The sequence below is a fragment of the Flavobacterium sp. genome, from assembly GCF_040402895.1.
Taxonomy (GTDB): Bacteria; Bacteroidota; Bacteroidia; order Flavobacteriales; family Flavobacteriaceae; genus Flavobacterium.
The window spans coordinates 1-12,649 of sequence record NZ_JBBALR010000013.1; the positions used below are offsets into that span (position 1 = coordinate 1).

At 34.5% G+C, this 12,649-nt stretch carries 6 protein-coding genes; 2 read left to right on the forward strand and 4 right to left on the reverse strand.

The window, feature by feature from the left end:
- The 4 genes from ABWP60_RS09140 to ABWP60_RS09155 form a co-directional block, all read right to left on the reverse strand.
- A partial coding sequence (locus ABWP60_RS09140; protein WP_353151631.1) for a transaldolase family protein occupies nt 1-494 on the reverse strand: 494 nt, incomplete at its 3' end.
- Between the two features lie 100 nt (nt 495-594).
- A complete protein-coding gene (locus ABWP60_RS09145; RefSeq protein ID WP_353151633.1) occupies nt 595-1,398 on the reverse strand; it encodes an SDR family oxidoreductase in 804 nt (267 codons plus the stop codon).
- A 97-nt stretch (nt 1,399-1,495) separates the two neighbouring features.
- Nucleotides 1,496-2,908 carry an MBL fold metallo-hydrolase gene (locus ABWP60_RS09150; RefSeq protein ID WP_353151636.1) on the reverse strand — a complete coding sequence of 471 codons (1,413 nt, stop codon included), beginning with the start codon at nt 2,906-2,908 and terminating at the stop codon, nt 1,496-1,498.
- Between the two features lie 103 nt (nt 2,909-3,011).
- Nucleotides 3,012-3,401 (reverse strand): DUF983 domain-containing protein, encoded by a 390-nt coding sequence (locus ABWP60_RS09155; RefSeq protein WP_353151639.1) that lies wholly within the window; start codon nt 3,399-3,401, stop codon nt 3,012-3,014.
- Between the two features lie 487 nt (nt 3,402-3,888).
- Between ABWP60_RS09155 and ABWP60_RS09160 the strand changes: the two genes are divergently transcribed.
- Entirely contained in the window at nt 3,889-12,438 is an 8,550-nt protein-coding gene (locus ABWP60_RS09160; RefSeq protein WP_353151642.1) for a PKD-like domain-containing protein, read from the forward strand.
- 12 nt (nt 12,439-12,450) lie between these two features.
- Nucleotides 12,451-12,649 (forward strand): type IX secretion system membrane protein PorP/SprF (locus tag ABWP60_RS09165; protein WP_353151645.1); only part of this gene is annotated, 199 nt, incomplete at its 3' end.

Sequence of the window (12,649 nt, forward strand, 5' to 3'; positions counted from 1 at the left end):
AAAATTTGAGTTTCAAAACTATAGTTGTCATAAATTTGACGAATTTCATCAATTAAATTTAAACCATCAGTTGAAATATCATCTAAACGACCTAAAAATGGAGAACAATAAGTTGCTCCAGCTTTAGCAGCCAATAAAGCTTGACCCGCTGAAAATATTAAAGTAACATTGGTTTTTATTCCTCTATCTGAAAAATATTTACACGCTTTAATTCCTTCTTTGGTCATTGGTAATTTTACTACGATTTGCTCGTGTAAATCGGCTAATTCTTCACCTTCTTTTACCATACCTTCAAAATCTAAGGCATTTACTTCTGCACTTACATCGCCATCAACTAGGTTACAAATGTCTACATAATGCTTTAAGATATTGTTTTTTCCAGTAATACCTTCTTTAGCCATTAACGATGGATTTGTAGTTACGCCATCAAGAATTCCTAGAGCTTGTGCTTCTGCAATGTCTTTTAAATTTGCTGTGTCAATAAAAAATTTCATGTTTTTTAAATTTAAATTTGTTGTGTGTTGTTTGTGAGTACAAAAGTAGGAAATTGAAATACAATATTCTATTTCTTTTTACAGATTCTACTTTTTGATTTTATAATTTGTAATGCTTCATAAGGATTTTTTCGTACATTTTATCCGGTAAAATACGCTTTAAAACAATAGAAAATTTTTGCATAAATGCGGCTACTTTATAATGAATACGAGGATTTTTAGTTTCAATAATTTTGTGTATTGCTACAGCCATTTCTAAAGGATTACTTCCACCAGAAACGTGCTCATTCATCATATTTAACTGATTTTGATACACTGTTTCATAAGCAGAACCTTTTTGAACAGGAGCATGAAATCGTCTAGATGCAATATCGGTTGCAAAATCGCCTGGAGCAACATTGGTTATATGAATTCCAAAGGATTTAGTTTCCATACGTAACGATTCGGTAATTAATTCTAAAGCGCCTTTTGAAGAGGAATAAACACTTCTAAAAGGCAATCCCATATAACCCGCTATGGATGTAATATTAATGATCAGACCACTTTTTTGAAGACGCATTTGAGGTAAAACAGCCTTCATAGTTTCGATAGGTCCAAAAACATTGGTTTCAAAGTTGTTTTTAATTTCATCTAACGGAATTTCTTCAAGAGGACCCGTAATTCCTACTCCTGCATTATTAATTAACACATCTATTCTGCCTTCTAATTCGATAATTTTAGCAATACAAGCTTTAATAGAATCCGAATTTCTAACCTCTAAATCAATTAATTTTATTTTTGAATCTATAATTGTAGCAGCATTTCTACTAGTACCATAAACAATGTACTCCTTATGCAGTAAGAATTCGCCAATTGCTTTTCCAATTCCAGAAGAACCGCCTGTGATAAGTATTACTTTTTTCATTAAAACTAATTGATATTAATTGGTAAATTTAAATAAAAAAAAGTGCATACAAAAGTTTGTATGCACTAAAAATTTATCGATCTTTTAAATGTAATTTTTATTTAACTTTACTAGCACAAATAAAGTTGGTTCTAGGAAGACTAGTTGCAGCGATAGCATTAAATCCGCCTTCTATTTCCGAAAAGTTTCTGTACCCGCGGGCTTGTAAAATTGAAGCAGCTATCATACTTCTATACCCTCCGGCACAATGCATAAAAAAGTGTTCTTTTGGATTGATATCTTTCACCCATTCATTAATATAAGCTAAAGGTTTGCTATAAGCTTCTTCGATATGTTCTGACTCATACTCGCTTTCTCTTCTAATATCTACTACTTTACTTTCACCAATTTTTACCTCATTTTCAAATTGTGTTGCGGTAATTCTATGCACTGTATCCACGTCAAATCCAGCTAATTTCCATGCTTCAAAACCACCTTTTAAGTGTCCTAAAACAGAATCAAAACCCACTCGAGATAATCGTGTGACGGATTCTTCTTCTTTTCCAAAATCTGTAACTAATACTATCGGTTGATTTACATCTGCAATTAAAGCACCAACCCAAGGTGCAAAGTCACCACTAATTCCAATATTTATGGATTGGGGTACAAATCCTTTTGAAAAATCAGAAGCATTTCTTGTATCTAAAATTAATGCACCCGAATCATCTACAAGTTGTTCAAAATCGGAAGCATCAATGGCATTCATTCCTGAATTTAAAATAGTTGAAAAACAAGGAATTCCTTTTTTATTCATAGCTACATTCATACCAAAATAAGCTGGCGGAGGTAATAAACCATCGGTAACTTCGGCAATAAATTCTGTTTCGGTCATATTGGCACGTAACGCATAATTTTTCACTTTTTGTTCACCAATTGTTGAAACTGTTTCTTTGCTCATATTTTTACCACAAGCGGAACCTGCTCCATGTGCTGGATATACTAGCACATCGTCTGCCAAAGTCATGACTTTATTTCTTAATGAGTGAAATAAAATCCCTGCCAATTGTTCTTGGGTCATGGATGCCGCTTTTTGTGCCAAATCTGGTCGGCCAACATCGCCAATAAATAGCGTGTCGCCAGAAAATAAGGCGGTATCTTTTCCGTTTTCATCTATCAATAAATAGCAGGTACTTTCCATAGTATGACCAGGCGTATGTAGCACTTTTATTTTGATAGCTCCTACTTCAAAAATTGACTCATCTGTTGCTGAAATTATATCAAATTCAGGGTTTGCAGTTGGACCATATACAATTTTAGCGCCCGTTTGTGTACTCAAATCTAAATGACCAGAAACAAAATCGGCATGAAAATGCGTTTCAAAAATATACTTTAGTTTTACTTTATCTGCTGTTAACCTATCCATATAAGGAGCTGTTTCACGTAACGGATCAATAATAGCTGCTTCTCCATTTGAAGTTATGTAATAAGCACCTTGCGCCAAACATCCTGTATAAATCTGTTCTATTTTCATATGTTGATTATTTTTTTTAAATGGAAATTGATTTCATTTACATTTAAATACGATACAAATTTAGTTGTAATTTTTAAATAAAATTGTGATAAATATCATAAGATTAATTTTTATCGAAAAATTCATCGTCACTATGAAAAAAGGCGGTTAGCCAAATAATTCTTGACAAACGCATAATCCATGGTTGCAAAATAATTAAGAAGAAAATATTTACTGGCAACCACCAAAAAATTTCTTTATTTTGAAGTGTATAACCTGTTATATATACCCAAATTGCAAATGTAATTAACGAAAAACCAACTGTTAAACCATAACTTACATAACCCGTCCCTTGAAAAAAACCAGGCTCTAATTCTGTTCTTTGACCACAAACACTACATCTTTCAACCATTTTATTTCCGTTTGGAAAATTATACCATTTATTAACAAACAGTTTTCCTTCGTGACAACGTGGACATTTAAATGACAATAAATTTTTTAAAAATACAAACATATACTATTCTATTATTTTTTTACAAAGATAGCGCTTCTAAAATAATGAAATGTGATAAATGTTACAAAGGAATCAAATCTATAAATTATGTTATTAAATATGATGGTAATTTAAATTAGAAATATGGCATGCTATGAAATTTAATAGTATTTTGAAAATAAAAACTGGAATGATTTTCAAATACAAAATAGGCATTTACTTATTGATACTATTTAGTAATCATTGTGCTATTGCGCAAAAAAATCAGAAACAAAAAGATTCTTCAAAATTATTTTACTTTTTGATAATCAAAATAATGAATTTGATAATCTGTATTCCAAAAAAATACATTACATTTGATATGAATTCTTTTCTAATTAGAAGTTCTTAATGAACATTATATTGCAAAAACTTCTATAAAATTTTTGGTCAATTTTAGCAACATTTTTAAAATAAAAAATCTATTATGTGGAGATATTATAGAATTTTATTGTTTTTTATAAATTATTTGATTCAAAAATTTGCAATACTATTATTAGTTTTCTGTGGATTGTCTTCTAATGTAATCTTCGCTAATTCAGTTAATACTGAATTAAATAATGTTATAGCAACGAGTTTTACTACTAATCCAGCTGCGGTTAATGGGACAATTACAATTTGCCAAGGCCAATCCATTACCTATACTGACACATCTACTGGAGTAGGAGTAAATCCAATATATGCCTGGTCGTTTCCTGGTGGGAATATCACTTCATCTGCTCTGGCGGGACCACATACAATAAATTATACAATTGCTGGAAATTATACAACTATATTATCAGTTAATGGTTCTAGTAGTTCTGTGAATGTAGTAGTTACCAATGCTTCTCTTAGTAATCCTGTTATTACTATTTCTCCCAACTCAGGTTGGGTAATTGGCAATTTTAATAATAATAATTATTTTAATTATTGTGCAAATGGATCTTCAGGTAGTTTGTTTCTTTTTTCTACCAATACAATCAATACCAGTTCCACAACACAACATATAATCAATTGGGGTGATGGCTCACCTAATACTAATGTAACTACTGCAAACATTGTAGATGATTTTCATGCTTATTCATCCAATGGTTTGTTCCAAATTACATACACTGTTATTCAACCATCTGGATGTGTTTTTGTTGAAACATATAATGTATTTATAGGTATCAATCCTACAGCATCTATTATAAATTATGGGCTTCCTGTTTTATGTAATCCAGGAAGTGTGCAATATAGTATTATTCCGGGACCACAAAATACTGCAGAAACTATTTATACTTTTGAGGTTAATGACGGTACATTACCACAAACATATACACATGCTCAAGTAACAAGTCCTGGATTTTTAGTAACACATTTTTTTACTTCTATTTCTTGTGGGACGGGCTCTAATATCAATGGAACTTTGTATCCAAACTCGTTTCAAGCTTCCATCTCAGTATCCAATCCATGTGGTACCAGTTCGAGTGCCATTGGACCAATAAACATTCAATCCAAGCCTATAGCTAATATTACAGCTAATCCATCAAATAATCAAATTTGTGTTAATACATCTATTGAATTCACAGACACAACTGCACCCGGAACAAGTATTGGTTTAAGTCCAACTTTTACCTGTTCTCAAAACTATAAAAGATATTGGCAAATAACAGGGCCAGCAGGATTATTAACAGTTGGAGTAACTGGAGTACTAAATGCAAATCCCTATGTAACCGTTTTAGGTAATTTAGGATTTAATGCGAATCTCCCTAATAATCCGTCTATTTGGACCAACTCGGCAACAAATACTTTAAATATTACTTTTAATTTACCGGGTAGTTACTCTATTACTCTATTTACTGCTGGCACAAACAGTTGTGGAATTACTTCACAAACAAAAACCATTTGTGTTAATCCTGAAATCATTGCAGATTTTACAACTAGTATTTTAACAGGATGCGCCCCAACTATATTGACTTTAGATAATTTGTCTAGTTTACCAGGATGTACAAATACTAATTTATATGCTTGGCAAGTAACCCAAACCAATCCTCAAAATTGTCCTAATGCTAGCAATCCGGGTTGGAGTTTTACTTCGGGTACGGCTTCCGCTTTTGAACCTGAAATCACGTTTACTAGCGCAGGAGTATACACTATACAATTAACAACATCACTACAGAATGCGGTTAATGGAACTTTATGTCAACCTGATATAAAAACCAAAACAATAACTATAAAAGACAAACCTAAAACTACTTTAACATCACAAACTATTTGCGAAGGAACTACTATAACTTTAAATCCAACCGTTTTTAATTGTTATGCTACACAAGATGTTACCTATTTATGGGATTTTGGAAGTAATCCACCAACTTCAATTTCTAGTACAACTTCAAGTAGTCCAACTGTAACTTTTGCAACTGCGGGGACATATAATTACACCTTAACACTTACTAATGAATGTGGTAGTAATACGTTCTCCAGTAGTATAATTGTAAACCCAGCTGTTCAAATCTCGGCATCGGGGCCAAGTGCCACTTGTTTAAATACAGGAATTCCATTAACAGGGTCAATCACTGGTGGGGTTACTACAGGAACTTGGACTGCTTCTATAACAGGCGGAACATTTTCACCAAGCATAACAGCATTATCACCAACCTATACACCACCAAACAATTATACCGGAACAATAACATTTACGTTAACCTCTGATGATCCTACAGGACCTTGTCCTGCCAAAACAATTTCATTTCAAGTAGTTGTAAATGCACAAGCCACAGCGGATGCCGGTACATACAATCCAATATGTCAGAATGCATCCTTACAATTGAATGGAATTGTTGGCGGTGCCGCTTCGTCGGGAAGCTGGACATCATCTAATGGTGGAACTTTTTCAGATCCTACCAGTTTAACGAGTACCTATACACCTACTCCGGGATTTGTTGGAACTATAATGTTAACTTTAACTACAAATGATCCTCTAGGACCTTGTAATCCAGAAATAGATACCGTAACAATTTCAGTCATTCAAACTCCAACTGTTAATACTCTCTCGAATATTGTGGTTTGTCATAATGAAAATATTGGACCTATTTCTTTTTCAGGAACATCAGATACAAATTACTCTTGGACGAATAGTAATCCAGCAATCGGACTTGGGGCTAGTGGCACTTCTGCTATTAGTTTCGTGGGAACAAATACTGGAAACGCGCCTATAATGGGTACAATTACAGTAACACCATTTAATACTAATGGTGGAACTTCATGTCCAGGTACACCAACTACGTTTACAATTACAATAAATCCACAAGGACAAGTTAATACTGTTCTAGGACAAGTCGTTTGTAATGGTGATACTGTAACCCTCGCTAATCTTTCAACTACCAATACTGGAGGAACTACAACTTATGCCTGGACTAGCAGCAACACTACTGTGGGATTAACAACTTCAGGAAATGGAAATATACCTGTATTTACAGCAGTTAATACTACTACTGCTCCTATAAGTACTATAATTACTGTCACGCCTACTTTTGAAAATGGAGGAGTAAGTTGCACTGGTACACCTAATACAATTACAATTACCGTAAATCCTACTGGTGAAGTTAACCAACCAAATGACTTAATTTTTTGTGCAGGAACAGCATCAACAGCAATTCCATTTACTAGTGCAAATACTATAGGAACTACAAACTATACATGGACAAATGATACTATAGGAATAGGGCTTAGCGCTTCAGGTACAGGAAACATTCCAGTATTTACTCCTGTAAATAATACAACAAATCCAATATTTGCAACTATAACAGTCACTCCTACTTTCACAGATGGGGGAAAAAGTTGCATCGGTTCTTCTAAAACATTTACTATAACTATAAATCCAAGAGGTCAAGTTAACAACGTTTCAAATATCATTGTTTGTAATGGTGATACAGTTCCAGCATTATCTTTATCAACGAATATTACTAATGGAACTACAATTTTCAACTGGGTTAATAACACACCGTCTATAGGCTTAATAAGCAATGGTGCAGATACAGTGCCTTCTTTCACTGCTGTAAATAATGGTACAACTCCTATTACAGCAACTATTACAGTAACACCGCAATATACAAATTCCATTACTTGTAATGGTGCACCAGTAACTTATACTATAATTGTAAATCCTTCCGCAAAAGTAGCAACAGTAACAAATAAAACGGTATGTAATGGGGTTGTTTTAGCAGCTATTAATTTTGATACTCCAAACATTAGTGGAATTACTTCATATACATGGATCAATGACACACCAAGTATTGGTTTAGCAGCAGCTGGTACTGGAAATATATCAGCATTTTCAGCAATAAACACAGGAACAAGCCCCATTATAGCAACTATTCAAGTGACACCAAGTTATAATAATAATGGTATTACATGTACTGGTTCAACAACAAGCTTTACCATAACAGTAAATCCAACAGCGCAAGTAAATCCAATTACTAATCAAATTCTATGTAATGGTACAACTACTGCTACAGTAGCTTTTTCAACCAATAATTCCGGTGGAATAACTTCATACAATTGGACAAACTCCAATACAGCTATTGGTTTAGCTGCTTCTGGAACAGGAACTATTAATGCATTTAATGCAACCAACAATACCGCAAATGCAATTTCAAGTACAATTACAGTCACACCAAATTTTTCAAACGGAACACCTGATTGTTCAGGTCCATCACAATCATTTACCATAATCGTAAACCCTAGTCCTGCTATTGTCTTTTCTTCTGCAAATCAAACCATTTGTTCAGGTGATACTTCCGCTTTGGTAACTCTAAGTAGTACCACTGCTGGTGCAACCTTTACTTGGACGGCGACACAACCAACTGGAATTACCGGTGTAACCACTTCAGGAACTAATACGATACCTGCTCAAACTTTAGTAAACACTACTAACCTACCCATTACAATTACCTATACTGCAGTAGCTGAAACCAATGATGCCTCTGCTTGTGCAGGTAGTACATTCAATTATTCCATTACAGTAACACCAAGACCAAGCATTACTGAAAGTTTTACTGATTCGATTTGTAGTGGTAGTACGTTTTCAATAATACCAACAAATTCAACTTTAAATAGTATTCCTACAGGAACTACTTATTCTTGGAGTGCACCTATTGTAACTGGTGCTATAACAGGTGGTACTAGTGGCATAAATCAATCAACTATTGGGGGGACATTAGTAAATCCAACCAATTCCGTTCAAACAGCTACGTATAGCGTTACTCCTATTTTTAATAACTGTTCGGGTACAGCTTTTACAGTAGTAATTAGCGTGAACCCTAAACCTGCAATTGCAAGTGTAACCCCTGCAGAAATATGTTCAGAAACCGCTTTTTCCGTTACGCCAGCTAATGGAAGTGGAAATATCGTACCAACTAATACAACCTATACGTGGATTATTAGTACAAATACCAATATCACAGGAGCTAGTGCTTCTACTACTTCTGGAAGTAGTACCATTAGTCAAACACTTAGCAACTTAACCAATTTACCTCAAACTATCACCTATACCGTTACACCAACATCTGGTGATACAGGTAATTGTGTGGGAAGTACGTTTACCATAGCCGTAGTTGTAAATCCTAAACCTTATATTTTAGCTACTACTCCAATTATTTGCTCGGGAACTGCTTTTACTGTAACACCATCAAATGGTGGTGGAAACATTGTATCAAGTGGAACAACATATACCTGGACTACACCTGTAAGTAATCCTGTAGGAGCTATAACAGGTGGAACTGATCAAACGACAGGTATAGCTACAATTAGTCAAACCTTAACCAATACAACAACGGCACCTGCTACCTTAGAATATTATGTAACACCAACTTCTGGTGCTTGTGTGGGAACTCCTTTTACCATTACCGTAACAGTGAATCCTACACCAACAACATTAGGACTTACCAATCAAACCTATTGTAATGCTGTACCTACTACTGAAATTGTAGTAACCAATGGTGTATCTGGAACTACATATGCATGGACAAACTCCAATACAGCTATTGGTTTAGCTGCTTCTGGAACAGGAAATATTCCTGTGTTTACACCAAACAATACTGGTACAGCACCTATAACAGCAACGATATCCATTATCGCAACTGCTAATGGATGTTTAAGAGTGGCTGAAACGTATATTATTACTGTAAACCCTAGTCCTGCTATTGTCTTTTCTTCTGCAAATCAAACCATTTGTTCAGGTGATACTTCCGCTTTGGTAACTCTAAGTAGTACCACTGCTGGTGCAACCTTTACTTGGACGGCGACACAACCAACTGGAATTACCGGTGTAACTACTTCAGGAACTAATACGATACCGGCTCAAACTTTAGTAAACACTACTAACCTACCCATTACAATTACCTATACCGCAGTAGCTGAAACCAATGACGCCTCTGCTTGTGCAGGTAGTACTTTCAATTACACCATTACTGTTAATCCGAAACCTGCAATTGAAAATCAAGCATTAGTCATTTGTAGTGGAACAGGTTTTACAATTTCACCAATTGATGGAATACCTAATACAAATACAATCGTACCAACTGGCACTACCTATACTTGGACAATAAGTACGAATTCGAATATAATAGGAGCTAGTGTAGGTGCAGGTAATCAAATTAGTCAAGTATTAACAAATACTACTGCTGTAATTCAAACAATCATATATACGGTTATAGCAACCTCAGGAACCTGTATTGGTTCTCCATTTACAATTACAATTGATGTATATCCAAAAGCAAATGTTGTTTTTGATTTGTCTAACCAAACAATTTGTAACAATACAGTAACTAATGAAGTAAGTTTAAGTTCATTATTACCTGGAACTTATACATTCAATTGGACGGCAAATATACCAACCGGAATAATTGGTGCTATTCCTTCAGGAACCAATACCATTCCAGTACAAACATTAGTAAATACAACAAATGCACCTTTAACAATAACCTATACTGCGACAGCTACTTTTTCTAGTAATGGAAACTCATGTACTGGAAACAATTCCTTTTATACCATTACGGTTAATCCAACTTTTATAGCTTCAGGGGTGCTTTCTAACTATAACGGCTATAATGTAAGCATATTTGGAGGAAATGATGGAACCATCAACTTAACGGTTGCTGGCGGTTCTGGAACCTACACCTATAATTGGGTAGGACCTAATGGATTTACCGCTACCACCGAAGACTTAACAGGTTTAATTGCTGGGACCTATACTGTAACTATAAATGATGGATATTGCGTACCTATCGTATTAATATTTATACTGACACAACCACCTGAACTATTAGTACAACAAGACCCTGCTTTAACCACAAATTTACTTTGTTTTGGAAATTCAAATGGCGCTATAGGAATTCAAATTACCCAAGAATCGGTTAGTCCGTATAATTACACTTTATTAAATAGTGCAAATGTAGTTGTGCAAACCATTACAAATTCAACCAATTTAAATCCTCAGTTTACTGGATTAATAGCAGGAACCTATTCTGTATTGGTAACAGATGCAAATGGCGGAACAAAAACAGTAACCGGATTAGTAGTATCTCAACCAGATGATATTGTAATTACACCTACCATAACTGAAATAACTTGTTATGGAGCAAACAATGCTTCTATCACATTAAATGTTACAGGCGGAACATCTCCTTATCAAGCGAACTGGAATAATTTAGCAACTGGATTTTTTCAAAATAATTTAGCTGCTGGAAGTTACACAATTACAATAACAGATGCCAATGGATGTATCAAACCAATTACGGTAGTAATACAAGAAGCACCTATATTTACAATTAATCCAGTAGTATCAAATATTTCTTGTTTTGGTGCCAATAACGGTAGCATCCAACTAAATTTAATTGGCGGACAAGCTCCGGTTGTATTGTCTTGGAGTGATGGAAGTACTGCTGGAACTGTTAGAAATAACTTATTACCTGGAGTATATAGTGTTTCTATTTCTGATGGCACACCCTGTTACATTAACAGAACATTTATCATTGTAGAGCCACAGCCTTTAGCATTAAATGCAACTGTACAAAATGCATTGGATTGTTTCAATGCGAGTAGCGGAGCCATAAATCTTGTCGTTTCGGGTGGAACACCTCCATTTAGTTATGTTTGGTCAAATGGGGCAACAACAGAAGACCTTTCAAATATTCCAAATGGCAATTATTCTGTAATTGTAACAGACAGCAGAGGATGTATTAAAACAGCTTCTTTCACAATTTCAAGACCTTCCCCTTTAACATTAGTTTTGGATCAAGATGCACAAGTAAATTGTGCTACGGGAACTATAACTACTCTTTTTAAAGCAAATGTTTCGGGTGGCATGCCACCATTTACAATTAACTGGTCGAGCGGATCGGTTTCTGGAACAAATAGTGAGTTTATGTCGACTACTCTTAACGGATTAATCACAGTAACAATAACAGACGCTAACGGATGTACTACATCGCAAAGTGTTACCATTTCGAATCCAATTATTGGAAATGCTGGATTTACACAAAATTCGTATGCGTTTACTACATTCGGATTGTATTCCATGCTAGACCCTATTCAGTTTACCAATACGGCAACTGGTGATTACATTAGTATATCTTGGAATTTTGGAGACGGCACCTTTTCTACCGAAGAAAACCCAATACATACGTACGTATTAGAAGGCGATTATGTTGTAACTCAAACTGTAACCTATCCTTTAGGTTGTATAAAAACTACATTTATTAGTTTAATCATAGAAAAAGGATATGTATTAGTAGTTCCATCTGCCTTTACTCCAAATAATGATTCGCTAAATGATACCTTTAGACCGATTACAAAAGGATTAAAAAATGTTCGATTAGATATTTATGATACTTGGGGATCTTTAATTTATTCCGAAACGGGAGACGTGATAGCGGGATGGAATGGAAAAATAAAAGATACAACCGCAGAAAATGGAAATTATTATTGTAAAGTATCTGCAGAAACGTTTTATGGAACTATAGTAAATGAAAATCAAACTTTTGTATTAATAAAATAAGAAGTAACAATAATGAAATTCAACCTATATACCGCCCTTTTATTTCTTTTCTCTTGTTTGCATTTGCAGGCACAAGACCCTGTTTTTACTCAATTTCTATTAGTTCCTGAAACATTAAACCCTGCCTTTACAGGTTCGGCTAGTGCTTGGAATGCCGGGCTACTCCACCGAAGTCAATGGCCTGATGGAAACAGAAGAATTGACACCCAAT

What these genes read in the sequence shown, in the direction of transcription:
- ABWP60_RS09145 (WP_353151633.1), bottom strand. Translation starts at nt 1,398, where the DNA reads ATGAAAAAAGTAATACTTATCACAGGCGGTTCTTCTGGAATTGGAAAA.
- ABWP60_RS09150 (WP_353151636.1), bottom strand. Translation starts at nt 2,908, where the DNA reads ATGAAAATAGAACAGATTTATACAGGATGTTTGGCGCAAGGTGCTTAT.
- ABWP60_RS09155 (WP_353151639.1), bottom strand. Translation starts at nt 3,401, where the DNA reads ATGTTTGTATTTTTAAAAAATTTATTGTCATTTAAATGTCCACGTTGT.